The organism is Bradyrhizobium sp. MI1.10 (assembly GCF_055811035.1).
This window is the reverse complement of record NZ_JBVVPN010000030.1, coordinates 78816-92801: the sequence shown is the minus strand read 5'-3', so window position 1 is coordinate 92801 and position 13986 is coordinate 78816. Positions and strand designations below refer to the sequence as shown.

13 protein-coding genes are annotated in these 13986 nt (G+C 64.3%); 8 read left to right on the top strand and 5 right to left on the bottom strand.

Annotated elements, in window-relative coordinates; all coding sequences use genetic code 11:
• Window positions 1-217 precede the first annotated feature (217 nt).
• The gene (locus AC0L3K_RS27820; RefSeq protein ID WP_473367278.1) at window positions 218-1615 is read left to right on the top strand and encodes a lytic murein transglycosylase; all 1398 of its coding nucleotides are present in this window, start codon (window positions 218-220) and stop codon (window positions 1613-1615) included.
• 170 nt (window positions 1616-1785) lie between these two features.
• A complete protein-coding gene (locus AC0L3K_RS27815) occupies window positions 1786-3462 on the top strand; it encodes an SGNH/GDSL hydrolase family protein (RefSeq protein WP_473367277.1) in 1677 nt (558 codons plus the stop codon).
• A 161-nt stretch (window positions 3463-3623) separates the two neighbouring features.
• Here the strand turns inward: AC0L3K_RS27815 and AC0L3K_RS27810 are convergent, their stop codons facing one another.
• Both AC0L3K_RS27810 and AC0L3K_RS27805 read right to left on the bottom strand, forming a co-directional pair.
• The gene (locus AC0L3K_RS27810; RefSeq protein WP_007599877.1) at window positions 3624-3998 is read right to left on the bottom strand and encodes a CsbD family protein; all 375 of its coding nucleotides are present in this window, start codon (window positions 3996-3998) and stop codon (window positions 3624-3626) included.
• A gap of 73 nt (window positions 3999-4071) precedes the next feature.
• Window positions 4072-4809 carry an SDR family NAD(P)-dependent oxidoreductase gene (locus tag AC0L3K_RS27805; RefSeq protein WP_007599876.1) on the bottom strand — a complete coding sequence of 246 codons (738 nt, stop codon included), beginning with the start codon at window positions 4807-4809 and terminating at the stop codon, window positions 4072-4074.
• A 99-nt stretch (window positions 4810-4908) separates the two neighbouring features.
• On the opposite strand from AC0L3K_RS27805, the gene AC0L3K_RS27800 reads away from it, so the two are divergent.
• Entirely contained in the window at window positions 4909-5688 is a 780-nt protein-coding gene (locus tag AC0L3K_RS27800) for an SDR family NAD(P)-dependent oxidoreductase (protein WP_219682883.1), read from the top strand.
• Between the two features lie 190 nt (window positions 5689-5878).
• Complete coding sequence (locus AC0L3K_RS27795; RefSeq protein ID WP_007599867.1) at window positions 5879-6766, top strand: TauD/TfdA dioxygenase family protein; 888 nt, start codon at window positions 5879-5881, stop codon at window positions 6764-6766.
• A gap of 154 nt (window positions 6767-6920) precedes the next feature.
• Here AC0L3K_RS27795 and AC0L3K_RS27790 read toward each other — a convergent pair whose 3' ends face one another.
• Window positions 6921-7565 carry a YqgE/AlgH family protein gene (locus AC0L3K_RS27790; RefSeq protein ID WP_007599866.1) on the bottom strand — a complete coding sequence of 215 codons (645 nt, stop codon included), beginning with the start codon at window positions 7563-7565 and terminating at the stop codon, window positions 6921-6923.
• A 142-nt stretch (window positions 7566-7707) separates the two neighbouring features.
• Here AC0L3K_RS27790 and AC0L3K_RS27785 point away from each other — a divergent pair, with 142 nt between their 5' ends.
• The 4 genes from AC0L3K_RS27785 to AC0L3K_RS27770 all read left to right on the top strand — a co-directional run bounded on the left by AC0L3K_RS27785 (window position 7708) and on the right by AC0L3K_RS27770 (window position 11819).
• Entirely contained in the window at window positions 7708-8547 is an 840-nt protein-coding gene (locus tag AC0L3K_RS27785) for a protein-disulfide reductase DsbD domain-containing protein (protein WP_007599865.1), read from the top strand.
• Between the two features lie 249 nt (window positions 8548-8796).
• Complete coding sequence (locus AC0L3K_RS27780) at window positions 8797-10164, top strand: flippase (protein WP_473367276.1); 1368 nt, start codon at window positions 8797-8799, stop codon at window positions 10162-10164.
• Between the two features lie 52 nt (window positions 10165-10216).
• Entirely contained in the window at window positions 10217-10453 is a 237-nt protein-coding gene (locus AC0L3K_RS27775) for a hypothetical protein (RefSeq protein WP_219682885.1), read from the top strand.
• 541 nt (window positions 10454-10994) lie between these two features.
• Window positions 10995-11819 carry a sulfite exporter TauE/SafE family protein gene (locus AC0L3K_RS27770; protein WP_007599859.1) on the top strand — a complete coding sequence of 275 codons (825 nt, stop codon included), beginning with the start codon at window positions 10995-10997 and terminating at the stop codon, window positions 11817-11819.
• Between the two features lie 136 nt (window positions 11820-11955).
• On the opposite strand, the gene AC0L3K_RS27765 is transcribed toward AC0L3K_RS27770, so the two are convergent.
• Both AC0L3K_RS27765 and AC0L3K_RS27760 read right to left on the bottom strand, forming a co-directional pair.
• Complete coding sequence (locus tag AC0L3K_RS27765; RefSeq protein ID WP_007599857.1) at window positions 11956-12744, bottom strand: 3-hydroxybutyrate dehydrogenase; 789 nt, start codon at window positions 12742-12744, stop codon at window positions 11956-11958.
• Between the two features lies 1 nt (window position 12745).
• Entirely contained in the window at window positions 12746-13921 is a 1176-nt protein-coding gene (locus tag AC0L3K_RS27760) for a DUF3734 domain-containing protein (RefSeq protein WP_007599855.1), read from the bottom strand.
• Window positions 13922-13986: the final 65 nt, after the last annotated feature.

The window sequence follows — 13986 nt, the reverse complement described above, 5'->3', positions numbered from 1 at the left end:
TTGCGGATTTTCATGGGATTGATCGAATACCTGAGGAACACGTGAAGGGAGCAATGGCATCTTGCTAGCTTGTTTGCAGCCGCCAACAAAGGCGGATGTGGGGCCTCATCCTCACAGAGTTAAGAAAAAGGCCACCATCAAAATTTCACCTTTGTTAAGCTGTTGGCAACCGTAACCAGGCCTCCTGAGGGCGGATTTTGGCCGGACAGGTGTGGACATGATGCAATCAATGGCAGGGCTGGCGAAACGGGGCGGGTCCGTGACCGGTGCGACGATGATTGCGGCCGCCCTGCTGTTCCCGCTTCCCGCCGGCGCGCAGGCTCAGAACGGTCTGTCCAATCTGTTCGGCGGTATTTTCTCAGGCCCGAACCCGGCGACTTCGCAAGCAGCGCCCGGATCCAGCGGCGCTCAAACGGGAGTTCAACCCTGGACCGGCGAGGACGGCGCCTCCGGCCATCCGCTGATGACAGCCGGCGCGATCCGCGAGGCCGCGGGTAGCTTCAACAATTGCGTCGCAGGGATGTGGCCCGATGCCGCACGGCGCAACATCACTCAGGAAAATTTCCAGCGCTTCACGGCAGGCCTCGCGCCCGATCTGCGCATCATGGACCTGATGGACTCGCAGCCCGAGTTCACTAAGTCGATCTGGGATTATCTCGACATCCTCGTGAACGACAACCGCCTCGCCAAGGGCCGCGAGGTTCTCGCCAAGTACAAAGCGCAGTTCGACGCCACTGAAAAAGCCACCGGCGTCGACCGCTATATCATCGCCTCGATCTGGGGCATCGAGTCCAACTACTCGACGCAGATGGGCGATCGCAGCGTGCTGCAATCGACCGCGACGCTCGCCTGCATCGGGCGCCGCCAAGCTTACTTCAAGGACGAATTCCTCTCGGCGCTGGAGATCCTCAACCGCGGCGATCTCAGGCCCGAACAGTTGCGCGGCTCCTGGGCCGGCGCCTTCGGCCCGACGCAGTTCATGCCGACCGCGTTCAAGCGCTTTGCCGTGGACGGCGACGGCGACGGCCGGCGTGACGTCGTCGACAATCCCTCCGACCTGATCGCGTCGACCGCCAACAATCTGAAGAAGGACGGCTGGCAGGCCGGCCAGACCTGGGGCTACGAGGTCGTGGTGCCCCAAGGCTTCAACTACATGCTGGCCGACCGCGCCAAGGCGATGACGATGGCGCAATGGGAAAAGCTCGGCCTCAAGCGCCCGACCAACCAGCCCTTCCCGCATCCGGCGGAGAAGGCCTATCTGCTTGCGCCGGCCGGTGCCCAAGGGCCGGGCTTCCTGATGCTGCAGAACTTCCGCGTCATCATGAAGTACAACCCGGCCGAGGCCTATGCGCTGGCGATCGGCCATTTCGCCGATCGCCTCCGCGGCGGCCAGCCCTTCGTGCAGCCCTGGCCGCGGCAGGAGCGGGAGCTGTCCCGCACCGAGCGGCTGGAACTGCAGCAGCTGCTGGCCCAACGCGGCTTCTACAAGGGCACCCCGGACGGCCAGTTCGGCGGCCAGACCCGGGAGGCCCTGCGCAACTTCCAGGCCTCGATCGGGGTCCCCGCCGACGGTTTTGCCTCCTCCGACGTGCTGGACCGGCTGCGCGGGCGGTAAAATCGCGTCGAAAGTAACCCTGAACAGGGATTTTGGCAGGCAGCCTTGACGGCGGCGCCTGTTCCTCGGCGTATGGGTCAAAATCTGCAACAGAATCTGCCCGTTTGGCGCCCGATTCCGTTATTATATCGAGCGTGTCCCGATCCCCCATTGCGCGTGCCCGAGATCGCATGTCGAAGAAGTCCCTGCTCAAGGCGCTGACCGAGACCGGCCCGTTGATCGCGCTGGGGACGGCGCTTGCGATTCTGGTATCGGTTGCCGGCCCGGCCTCGGCGCAGTTCTTCAACTTCCCCGGCTTCGGCGGTCCACCGCAGCGCGCGGCCCCGCCGCCGCGCAATGGCGGAGGCGGCGGCTGGTTCGGCGGAGATTTCTTCGCGCCGTTCCAGCAGCAACAGCAGCAGGCGCCGCGCCAGGATTTTTCGCGCGCGCCGGCGCCAGCCAAGCGTGACACCACGCCCGACAAGAACGTGCTGGTGATCGGTGACGCCATGGCCGACTGGCTCGCCTACGGCCTGGAAGACGCCTACACCGAGCAGCCCGACATGGGCGTGATCCGCAAGCACAAGACCACATCCGGCCTGATCAAGTACCAGCCGAAGGGCGAGCCCTCTGATTGGGTGGCTGCGGCCAAGGGCATTCTCGAGACCGAGAAGCCTGAAATCATCGTCGTCATGCTCGGCCTCAACGACCGCATCTCGATCCGCGAGCCGGTGGCCGAGAAATCGGACAAGGACAAAGACAAGAAGAACGACAAGGGCGCCCGCGCCAAGCCGCAAGGAAAGCCGGGTGACAAGCCGGGCGATGCCAAACCCGACACGGCCGCCAAGCCGGACGACAAGCCCGCCGACACCGACCTGCCGCAGGATGATGCCGATAACGCCGACACGCCTGCGGCCGCGCCCGAAAAGACGGCGCGCAATCCGAACGGTGTCTACGAATTCCGCGACGAGCGCTGGGTCGAGCTCTACGGCAAGAAGATCGAGGAGCTCGCCAACGTCCTCAAGGCCAAAGGCGTGCCGGTGCTCTGGGTCGGCCTGCCCGCGATCCGCGGCCCCAAGGGCACGGCGGACATGCTGTTCCTGGATTCGCTCTATCGCGAAGGCGCGGCCAAGGCCGGCATCACCTATGTCGACGTCTGGGACGGCTTTGTAGACGAAGCCGGCCGCTTCCTTCAGAAGGGCCCGGACTTCGAAGGCCAGATCCGTCAGCTCCGCAGCGGCGACGGCGTCTATTTCACAAAACCCGGCGCGCGCAAGCTCGCGCATTATGTCGAGCGCGAGATCACGCGCCTGCTCGCAGGCCGCTCCGGCCCGATCGCGCTGCCGAGCGAGCCGGCGACACCCGATACCAGCGCCGAGCCCGGCAAGCCCGCACCGCGGCCGCTGGCCGGCCCGATCGTGCCGCTGGTTGCGGCCTCGATCTCGACCGATCAATTGCTGGGTGGGCCGGGCTCGCGTCCTGCCGCCGTCGATGCGCTCGCTGCGAAGACGATGGTGAAGGGCGAGCCACTGGCTGCGCCTGCCGGCCGCGCCGACGACTATGCCTGGCCGCGCCGCGAAGTCGGCCGCGAGCAGGCCAAGGGCGATACGCCGGTCGCCACGACGACACCCGATGGCGGTACGCCGGGTGCGGCCGCAGCGATCGCCCCGCCAAAGCTTGCGCCGAAGAAGCCACCGGCGCCGCAGCAACCGGCACAGGCAGCGCCATCGATGCGCGATTTCTTCGGCTTTGGCTCGCCGCCGCCCCCGCCGCGTCAATTGGCGCCAGCGCCGCGCAATCCGACTCCCAACCCCGCGATCCCGCGGCCGCCTGGCAATGTCGGGCGATCGGCGGAAGTGTTCCGATAATTTTTCTAAGCTGAGGTCTTCGTGTCCCGGACGCTCTGCAGCGTGAAACGCTGCTGCGCAGAGCCGGGACCAGCACGTCCAAAAAGAATGGGCCCCGGCTCAACAACGCGGCGTTACACGCCGTGTTGCGTCCGGGGCCTGATGCTTATCGTGCGTTGGCTTTAGCCGTAATAGCGCCAGCGCGGCGGCGGGCGGCGCGAAGGCCGTGCCATCAGCAACGCGAGGGCGAAGCCGATACCGCCGGCGACCAGCAGCGCGCCGAGCGGGTTGTCCTGCACCTTCTGGGCAATCGCCTGCGAACCGTCGCGCAAGGTTTCGGCCGGCTTGTCATAGGCGTCCTTGGCATAGCTGGCCGCGGTGTCCGTCGCGTCACGGACGGCATCCTTGGCTTGGCCGTAGAGATTCTGCACGGAGCCTGCGGCTTCCCGCGCCTTGCCCGACGCCTGTGTCTGCGCATCGCCTGCGAGATCACCGACAGCGCCTTCCGCGCGTCCGGCGAATTCCTTGGCCGATCCGACAATCCGATCTTTATCCATGATGCTCCTCCTCGGGGGTCAGCCCAAGTAACCGATCAGGAGCGGCGCAGTTCCATGTGACTTGAAATTGGACTCAAAGAATGAGCCCGCCGTCGACGACCAATGTCTGGCCGATGATGTAGGACGACAGCGGCGATGCCAGGAACAGCGCCGCGCCCGCCATGTCAGCCGGCGTGCCCAATCGCCGCAGCGGAATGCGCGAAAGTGCACCTTCGAGCCGCTTGGGATTGTCGGTCGTCACCTTCGTCATCTTGGTGTCGACCAGACCGGGCGCGATGCCGTTGACGCGGATGCCGTCTTCGGCCCAGGCCTCGCCCAGCGTCCGCGTCAATCCGACCGCGCCCGTCTTCGACGCGTTGTAAGCAGGATTGCCCATGGTGGAATGATAGGCCGCGGTCGAGGACACCATGATCAGCGATCCCCGCGAGTCCCGCAGCATCGAATGAAAGCGCGTGGCGCAGGCCATCAGGCTCATCAGATTGACCTCGACGACCTTGCGGAAGCCCGCCATCTCGAACTCGCCACGGCGATAGAGCACCGCGCCCTGCGCGAGCACCAGGATATCGAGCCGTTCGAACGACGGCTTGAACGCTTCGACCGCTCCGGCATTGCCGACGTCGAGCTGCGCGTAGGAAAGACCGGTGAGATCCGAGCCCTCCGCTTGCGAATATTCCTTCGCGTGAGCCCGCGTGCCGCAGACCGCTACTTGCGCGCCCCTGACGCGAAAGGCTTGCGCGATGCCGTTGCCGATGCCGCTGGATCCGCCGACGACCAGCACCTGCTTGCCTGGGAAATCGAGTTCGTTCGTCATCGGGGGCCTCCCTTTTGTTCTGCTTGTTTGACCTGTCTGCGGATCGATGCCAGCCTTGTCCATCTCATAACAAGAAACAAGACGCCGCGAGGAAACAGCATGTCCGAGTTCAAACAGCTCAGCCGGTCCGTGAAGGGCCTGACCGTTCTCGTCACCGGCGCGGCCAGCGGCATGGGGCGTGCAACGGCACGCGTGTTCGCCGCTGACGGCGCCAACGTTGCCATCACGGATTATGACGAGCAAGGCGCCCTGGCCGTCGCGAAGGAGATCGCGGCAAGCGGCGGCGCCGCGAAAGCCTGGAAGCTCGATGTTGCCGACGGCGATGAGATCAAACGCGTGGTCGGCGACGTCGCCGCGCATTTCGGCGGGCTCGACATCATCGTCAACAATGCCGGCATCTCCGTGCGCGTCGCGATCGACGACGAAGCCTATGAGGACGCCTGGACCAGGGGTATCGCGGTGATGCTGACGGCGCATCCGCGCATCATCCGCGCCGCGCTGCCTCACTTGCGCAAGTCGAACAGCCCGCGCATCGTCAACATCGCCTCGACCGAGGCGCTCGGCGCCACCGCATTGCACAGCCCCTATTCGGCGGCGAAGGGCGGCGTCGCCAGCCTCACCCGCTCGCTCGCGGTGGAGCTCGGCCGCGAAGGTATTACCGTCAATTGCATCTGCCCGGGGCCGGTCCGCACCGCCATCACCGACCGGATCTCGGAAGAGCACAAGACCATCTACGCCAAGCGCCGCACGGCACTCGGCCGCTACGGCGATCCGGAGGAGGTCGCGCACATGACGCTGAGCCTGTGCCTGCCGGCGGCGTCCTTCCTCACCGGCGCGGTCATCCCCGTCGACGGCGGCCTGATGGCGCGCAACGCGTGAGAGCTGTAGCCCGGATGGAGCGCAGCGCAATCCGGGAAGGTCTTTCCGCGGCACGATGCCCCGGATTGCGCTTCGCACCATCCGGGCTATAGGCAGCTATGCGCACCGAGCGTTGACATCGCCCGTTACGGGAGTAACTTTTTCCTCGACAGAGCGGGACCAACCGCTTGCACGCCCGGGAGAAAACGCCATGACGATCGCCATCCGGCAACTTCAGACACATTTTGTCGGCGAGGTTTCCGGCCTCGATCTGCGACAGCCTCTCACACCAGATGAGGCGCGCGAGGTCGAAGCCGCCATGGACAAATATGCGGTGCTGGTGTTCCACGATCAGGACATCACCGACGAACAGCAGATGGCCTTTGCGCTGAATTTCGGCCAGCGCGAGGACGCGCGCGGCGGCACCGTGACGAAGGAAAAGGACTACCGGCTCCAGACGGGCCTGAACGACGTCTCCAATCTCGGCAAGGACGGCAAGCCGCTGGCGAAGGACAGCCGCGCGCATCTGTTCAATCTCGGCAACTGCCTGTGGCATTCCGACAGCTCGTTCCGCCCCATCCCGGCAAAATTCTCGCTGCTGTCGGCGCGCGTGGTGAACCCGAAGGGCGGCAACACCGAATTCGCCGACATGCGCGCGGCCTATGATGCGCTCGACGACGAGACCAAGGCCGAAATCGAGGACCTCGTCTGCGAGCACTCGCTGATGTATTCGCGGGGATCGCTCGGCTTCACCGAATACACCGATGACGAGAAGCAGATGTTCAAGCCGGTGCTGCAACGTCTCGTGCGCACCCATCCCGTGCATCGCCGCAAGTCGCTCTATCTCTCATCGCATGCGGGCAAGATCGTCGGCATGAGCGTCCCCGAGGGCAGGCTGCTGCTGCGCGATCTCAACGAGCACGCGACGCAAAGCGAGTTCGTCTACGTCCACAAATGGAAGCTGCATGATCTCGTGATGTGGGACAACCGCCAGACCATGCACCGCGTCCGCCGCTACGACCAGTCGCAGCCCCGCGACATGCGCCGCGCGACGGTCGCGGGCACGGAGCCGACGGTGCAGCAGCAGGCGGCGGAGTAGGCGCTACTCAGCAATCGGTGTCATCGCCCGGCTTGACCGGGCGATCCAGTACTCCGAGACAGCTGCGATAGAGCCGATACGCCCCGGCGTACTGGATGCCCCGGTCAAGCCGGGGCATGACAGCGGAGGGCGATACACGGCAGCGAGAATGGCGCTACGCGTGGCCCGCCTCGTTCGAGAGCATGCCGGGATCGATGCCGATCTTGCGCAGCGCGCGTCCGTATTTTTCGTCGACGTCGTCGCCAAAGATCAAATCCGAATCCGCGTCGCAATGCAGCCAGCCATTGCTCTGGATTTCGGTCTCGAGCTGGCCCGGCGCCCAGCCGGCATAGCCGAGCGCGAGGATGGCGTGCTTGGGACCGGAGCCGTTGGCGATCGCACGCAGGATGTCGACGGTCGCGGTGAGGCAGACGCCGTCGTCGATCCGGAGCGTCGCGTTCTCGATGTAGAAATCGCTGGAGTGCAGCACGAAGCCGCGGCCGGTATCGACCGGACCGCCGCGTAGCACCTTCATGCTTTCGGCATTCTCCGGCAGCTTGATGTGCTCGCCCTTCTTGATGATGCCGAGTTGCTCCAACAGCTCGGGGAAGTCGATGCTGCCGGCCGGGTGGTTGACGATGATGCCCATCGCGCCTTCGGCGGAGTGGGCGCAGAGATAGATCACCGAGCGCTCGAAGCGCTCGTCGCCCATCACGGGCATGGCGATCAACAGCTGGCCGTCGAGGTAGCCCGCCGAACTCGGGAGCGCGGGGGCTGACTTGCGGGTGCTTTCGCCCGTCCTCTTGCCTGTGGGAGCCATCGGTGAAGCACTCCGGTTTCAGTTCCTATCCTGATGTCGGGCCGACCGGCTGTCAAATCAAGGCTTGCAGGGACTCGATTCAAGTGCATCCATCACAAGCAATTCAATGGTTTGCCGCGGGGTCACCCTGTAAAGACGTACCATGCTGACAAGAGTTCCCCTGCGTGCGGCGGTTGGCGTCGCGACAACCCTGCTCGCGTCGTCGCTGGCGCTTGATGCCCATGCCGACGATTCATCGCCATGGCAACGCGACGGACATTCCGCGGTGCGGTTGCTGGCGGGATCGCGCAGCGGCGCCGTCCTGCTCGGCGGTATCGCCTTCCAGATCCAGCCCGGCTGGAAGACCTATTGGCGCATGCCGGGCGATTCCGGCGTTCCGCCGCGCTTCGATTTCTCGAAATCCGACAATGTCGAAGCGGTGACGGTGATGTGGCCGGCCCCGCAGAAATTCGACGACGGCGCGGGCGGCCATTCGATCGGCTATCACAACCAGATCGTGCTGCCCCTGCGCATCATCGCCAAGGCGGCCGACAAGCCGGTGACGCTGCGCGCCGAAATCAATTATGCGGTGTGCGAAAAGCTGTGCATTCCCGTCGAGGCCCGCGCCGAGCTCGGCTTCAACAGCGTCGCCTCGACCGAGGATGCCAATCTGCGTGCAGCGCTCGACACCGTGCCCAAGCCTGCCACCATCGGCGATCCCAACCCGCTCACCATCCGCGACGTCAAGCGTGACGGGCCCAAGAATGTCGTGGTCGACGTGGTCGCACCCGATGCGCGCACCGTCAATCTCTACGTGGAAGGCCCGACGCCTGATTGGGCGTTGCCCATCCCGGCACCGGTCGAGCCCAGCCCACCGGGCGTGAAGCGATTTTCTTTCGAGCTCGACGGACTGCCGCCGGGCGCCAAGCCCGACGGCGCAGCGCTGAAGTTCACGCTGGTCGGACCGGAGAAGTCGTACGAGTTCAATACCAATTTGGAGTGATTGTCGTCCTGGACAAGCGGAGCGTAGATCCAGGACCCATTACCCCAAGGCGTAGTGGTGGCGCGAAACTGCTAACCTCGAATCTTCGCCAAACCTCTCCCTGGGGTAATGGGTCCTGGCTTTCGCCAGGACGACGTTGGAGTTGCAACACACTCCACCCAACCGAATCTTAACGAATGGTTGCTAATCCCCTAGGCTAGCGCGGCAAGTCTGCCGCAGCATTCCTGTGCGCCTCGGGGATCCTTCGAATTGGCCGTGATGGATGCAGAACCCGCAACGACCGGACCTGCCGGCCTTATCGCGCGGCTGCGCCAAAAATTGACGGGCGGGTCGAGCGAGGCGTCGCTGACGCGGCGGCTGGCCGGCACCATCTTCGTCATCCGCGTGATCAGCGCCGGTCTTGCCTATTTCTCGCAGGTCCTGCTCGCGCGCTGGATGGGAACATCGGACTACGGCGTCTATGTCTATGTCTGGACCTGGGTGCTGCTGCTCGGCAGCATGATGGACTTTGGCATCTCGGCCTCCGCGCAAAAAATCATTCCGGAATACCGCGGCCGTGGCGAGCATGCGCTGCTCCGCGGCTTTCTCTCGGGCAGCCGCTGGCTGACCTTTGCCGTTTCCGCACTGGTGTCGCTCGGCCTTGCCGGTGTCGTCAAATTGCTGTCGCCCTGGATCGATCCGGCCGAAGAGCTGCCGCTCTATATCGGCTGCATGACGCTGCCCGCTTTCGTCGTCGCCAACACCCAGGACGGCATCGCGCGTTCGCATGACTGGATGCAGCTCGGCCTGATGCCGCAATTCATCATTCGCCAGGCGCTGATCATCGTCATCACGGCCTGCGCCTTCCTGCTCGGCTATCATCTCGGCGCGGTCGCCGCGATGGTCGCGAGCGCCGGCGCGGTGTGGATCGCGATGACCGGGCAGATGGTGGTGCTGAACCGCAAGCTCGGCGGTCATATCGAGCCGGGCCCCAAGGCCTACGACATCGGCGGCTGGCTCGCCGTGTCGCTGCCGATCCTGCTGGTCGAAAGCTTCTACCTGCTGCTGTCCTACACCGACGTGCTGGTGCTGCAGCAGTTCCGCCCCTCCGAGGAGGTCGGCGTCTATTTCGCCGTGGTGAAGACGCTGGCGCTGGTCTCCTTCATCCACTACGCGATGTCGGCGACAACCGCGCATCGCTTCGCCGAATACAACGCTGCGGGCGACAAGGCGCGGCTGTCGGCCTACGTGGCGCATGCCATCAAGTGGACGTTCTGGCCTTCGCTGGCGGCGACCATCGTGCTGCTCGCGCTCGGCAAGCCGCTGCTCTGGCTGTTCGGGCCACAATTCGTGGTCGGCTACGACATCATGTTCGTCGCCGCGATTGGGCTCGTGGTGCGCTCCGCGATCGGCCCGGTCGAACGGCTGCTCAACATGCTCGGCCAGCAGAAGATCTGCGCGCTGGCCTACGCGCTGGCGTTTGCGATGAACCTGGTGCTCTGCATCGCGCTGGTGCCGCGCTTCGGCGGCCACGGTGCTGCGGCCGCGACCTCGATCTCGCTCAGTTTCGAGACGGTGCTGCTGTTCTGGATCGTGCGACAGCGGCTCGGCCTGCACGTGCTGGCGTTCGGACGCTAGCCATCGGCTCAAGGCGATTGGAAAGCCATCCGCCGCCTGATATAGTCGGATCATGGCTGCAAGCGATCTGCGAAACCTTCTGGAACGTGCCCAGACTTGGCCTGAAGAGGCCCAGAAGGAGTTGGTTGCCATTGCAAGCGAAATCGAGAGTGAGCTGCTCGGCGGCGAGTATCTTGCAACGCAAGAGGAATTGCGGAGCATCGACGCGGCCTTGGCGTCGATAGATCGCGGTGAGGTCGCTACGGATGCCGAGGTTGCGGAGGCCTTCGCGAAATTTGCGCGGGGATGAAGATCGTCTGGACGCGAGGGGCGCTTGCTGATCTCGCGGACATCGCGACCTATTATGCCAGCAACGCCAGCCCTGTGATCGCGGAAGCTGTCGGCCAGAGATTCGTTGACGTCGTGGAACGTGTCCGTGTCGCCTTTCTCGGCGCTACGCGTTGCGCACCGTTCCGAGGTTCGTGTCGCAGCGGTCGTCCGCTACCCATTCCGGATGTTTTACCGTGTCCGTGGCGACGTCATCCATATCGTCCACATCCGCCACACGTCACGGCGGCCGGTCGCGGGGCTGAATGAGCCCGGAAGGCAATATGCCTAATCTAGAGCGTTATCGGTTTCTGATTGAATGAGAACCGAAGCTCTGGATTCCGGTTTTGACGTCTAACCGAAATGTCCGTTTCGCGAGAGGGCGACGAATTGGAGAAAACGCCTCCGCTCCGCCCCCCCTGCAGGAGGATTTTTCTTATTCGGTGCAAGCAGTTGCACCGCAGGGAAAGTCTATTCTACGTCATATTGCCCAACTGACGAGATGAACCTAAGATTCCCTGGACATGATCGATCCACTCTACGTCGCCTCGGGTTTCGGCGTCGGCCTGCTGGTCGGGATGACCGGCGTCGGCGGCGGTTCGCTGATGACGCCGCTGCTGATCCTGCTGTTCGGGATTCACCCATCGACCGCAGTCGGCACCGACCTGCTCTATGCCGCCGCCACCAAGACCGGCGGCAGCGTGGTGCATGGCTGGTCGCGCAGCGTGCACTGGCCGGCGGTGCTGCGGCTCGCCTGCGGCAGCCTTCCGGCGAGCGCGCTGACGCTGCTGGTGCTATGGAAGCTCGACCTCAAGAGCGATTCCGAGCGCAATCTCGTCAACCTCGTGCTCTGCTTCGCACTGCTGCTGACTGCGACCTCGCTGATCTTCCGCAGATCGATCATGGAGCGCTATCGCCGGCGCCTGGAGCAGGTCGATGACCGCACCACGGCGATCGCGACCGTCGTCACCGGAATCGTGCTCGGCGTGCTGGTTTCGATTTCATCGGTCGGCGCCGGCGCGGTCGGCGTCACCGTTCTGCTGCTGCTCTATCCGCGACTGCCGGTGGCGACCATCGTCGGCTCCGACATCGCCCATGCGGTCCCGCTGACGCTGATCGCCGGAATGGGGCATTGGGCGCTTGGCGACGTGGATTGGGCGCTGATGGGCGTGCTGCTGTTGGGCTCGCTGCCCGGCATCGTCGTCGGCAGCTTTAGCGCGACACGCGTGCCCGAGACGGTGCTGCGCCTGACACTTGCCTGCGTGCTGTTCGTGGTCGCCGGCAAGATCATGTTCGCGGAGCTGCACCTGTCCTCGGCATTCGAGACGGCGCTGGCCTGGACGCACTGAACGGAGAACGGCGTCGTCCGATATCATCTTGTAGGGTGGGCAAAGCGAAGCGTGCCCACCACTTTTTTCCTCATTCGAACAAACAATGGTGGGCACGGCGCTGACGCGCCTTTGCCCACCCTACGGCACCGCCGAACTACTCCGCGGTCCAGCCGCCGTCGATCGACAGGTTGGTGCCGGTGATCTGCGCGGCATCGTCGCCGCACAGGAACAGCGCGAGGGCCGCGACCTGCTCGGAGGTGACGAACTCCTTGGTCGGCTGCGCGTCGAGCAGCACGTCGTTGATGACCTGCTCGCGCGTGAGATTGCGGGCCTTCATGGTGTCGGGGATCTGCTTCTCCACCAGCGGCGTCCAGACATAGCCCGGGCTGATGCAGTTGCAGGTGATCTTGCTGGTCGCGACCTCCAGCGCCACGGTCTTGGTCAGGCCGGCGATGCCGTGCTTGGCCGACACATAGGCCGACTTGAAGGGCGAGGCGACCAGCGAGTGCGCGGAAGCAGTATTGATGATGCGGCCCCAACCCTTCTTCTTCATGCCCGGGACGGCGGCGCGAATGGCATGGAAGGCCGAGGACAGGTTGATCGCGATGATCTGGTCCCATTTCTCCGGCGGGAATTCCTCGATCGGCGAGACGAACTGGATGCCCGCATTGTTGACGAGGATGTCGACCGAACCAAAACTCTTCTCGCCGAGCGCGATCATCCCGGCGATTTCGGCGGGCTTGGTCATGTCGGCGGGCGAATAGACCGCCTTCACGCCGAAATCGGACTCGATCTTGGTGCGCTCCTTCTCGATGTCCTCCGGCGAGCCGAAGCCGTTGATGACGACGTTGGCGCCGGCGGCGGCGAAGGCGCGCGCATAGGCGAGCCCGATGCCGCTGGTCGACCCGGTCACGACGGCGTTCTTGCCTGACAGACTTCCCATATTACTCGCTCCTTTTTGGCGGGGGCGCAGTGACGTCCCCCGTGAGATCGTAGGTCACCATGGTCTCGCCGGATTGCGGCCGCTCGAGCCAGTCCTTGTGGCGCATCGACAGATGCACGTCACGCACGCCGGCTTCCCAATGCTCGACCATGGCGACATGCGAGAAATCGTAATCCTTGGACGAGGATTCGTAGTTCTTGCTGCGGTAGATCAGGTGCACCACAGTCACAGTGCTTTCGCGCGATACCTTGGCAAGGAATTCCACGGAAGGGTCGTTCTTGAGATAATCGGGCAATTTGGAAATCAGGTCGCGCACGGCCCTGCGGGCGTTGTGCACCTGCTTGTTCTTGTCGGTGTTCATCCGCGTGCGGCTCGAGAAGCGGATGTCCTTCTCGCGCTCGGTCGCCTCGAGCAGCGAGGTCGGCAGATCGCCGCGAGCGCTGAAAAGGTCGATCTGGAAGATGAGAAGATCGCGGTCGGTCTCGGCGTCCAGCACGTAGTCGAGCGGCGTGTTGGAGGCGATGCCGCCATCCCAATAATGCTCGCCCTCGATCACAACGGACGGAAAGCCGGGCGGCAGCGCGCCGGAGGCCATGATGTGCTCGGGGCCGATTTTCTTGCCGAGCTTCCTGAACTCGAAATTGTCGAAATATTTGAAGTTGCCGGAAGTGACGCCGACGGCACCGACCGACAGCCGCGTCTTCAGATCATTGATGCGGTCGAAATCGACCAGACGCTCCAGCGTCTTCTTCAGCGGTGCAGTGTCGTAATAGCTCTCGGCCTGCGGGCTGCCGGGCGGCCAGAGCGGCGCGGGCGGGATGCGCGGCGTGAAGAAGCCGGGCACGCCGAAGGTCGCGATCAATGCGGCGCTGGTCGAGTTGAACAGCTCGCGGCTGTGGTCGCTCTTGCCGATCGGCTTCCACGGCACCGGCGCGGAGACCATCTCCCAGAATTCCTTGAGCCGCTTGACGCGCGTCTGCCCTTCGTTGCCGGCGATGATCGCGGCATTGACCGCGCCGATCGAGATGCCGGCGACCCAGTCCGGCTCGAAGCCGGCATGGCAGAGCGACTGAAAGGCGCCGGCCTGATAGGAGCCGAGCGCGCCGCCGCCCTGGAGGACCAGGACACGTTGCGCGTTCGCGGGGATTGTTGCGACTTCTGGACTATGATCAATCATGCGGGAACAGTAGCAGATGGCGAGCGACCGTGGCGACAGTCTGCCGCGGCGTCAATGCATCCCGG

What these genes read in the sequence shown, in the direction of transcription:
- AC0L3K_RS27810 (WP_007599877.1), bottom strand. Translation starts at nt 3,998, where the DNA reads ATGGATAAAGATCGGATTGTCGGATCGGCCAAGGAATTCGCCGGACGC.
- AC0L3K_RS27785 (WP_007599865.1), top strand. Translation starts at nt 7,708, where the DNA reads ATGCTGACAAGAGTTCCCCTGCGTGCGGCGGTTGGCGTCGCGACAACC.
- AC0L3K_RS27800 (WP_219682883.1), top strand. Translation starts at nt 4,909, where the DNA reads ATGTCCGAGTTCAAACAGCTCAGCCGGTCCGTGAAGGGCCTGACCGTT.
- AC0L3K_RS27790 (WP_007599866.1), bottom strand. Translation starts at nt 7,565, where the DNA reads ATGGCTCCCACAGGCAAGAGGACGGGCGAAAGCACCCGCAAGTCAGCC.
- AC0L3K_RS27770 (WP_007599859.1), top strand. Translation starts at nt 10,995, where the DNA reads ATGATCGATCCACTCTACGTCGCCTCGGGTTTCGGCGTCGGCCTGCTG.
- AC0L3K_RS27795 (WP_007599867.1), top strand. Translation starts at nt 5,879, where the DNA reads ATGACGATCGCCATCCGGCAACTTCAGACACATTTTGTCGGCGAGGTT.
- AC0L3K_RS27815 (WP_473367277.1), top strand. Translation starts at nt 1,786, where the DNA reads ATGTCGAAGAAGTCCCTGCTCAAGGCGCTGACCGAGACCGGCCCGTTG.
- AC0L3K_RS27775 (WP_219682885.1), top strand. Translation starts at nt 10,217, where the DNA reads ATGGCTGCAAGCGATCTGCGAAACCTTCTGGAACGTGCCCAGACTTGG.
- AC0L3K_RS27820 (WP_473367278.1), top strand. Translation starts at nt 218, where the DNA reads ATGATGCAATCAATGGCAGGGCTGGCGAAACGGGGCGGGTCCGTGACC.
- AC0L3K_RS27765 (WP_007599857.1), bottom strand. Translation starts at nt 12,744, where the DNA reads ATGGGAAGTCTGTCAGGCAAGAACGCCGTCGTGACCGGGTCGACCAGC.
- AC0L3K_RS27805 (WP_007599876.1), bottom strand. Translation starts at nt 4,809, where the DNA reads ATGACGAACGAACTCGATTTCCCAGGCAAGCAGGTGCTGGTCGTCGGC.
- AC0L3K_RS27760 (WP_007599855.1), bottom strand. Translation starts at nt 13,921, where the DNA reads ATGATTGATCATAGTCCAGAAGTCGCAACAATCCCCGCGAACGCGCAA.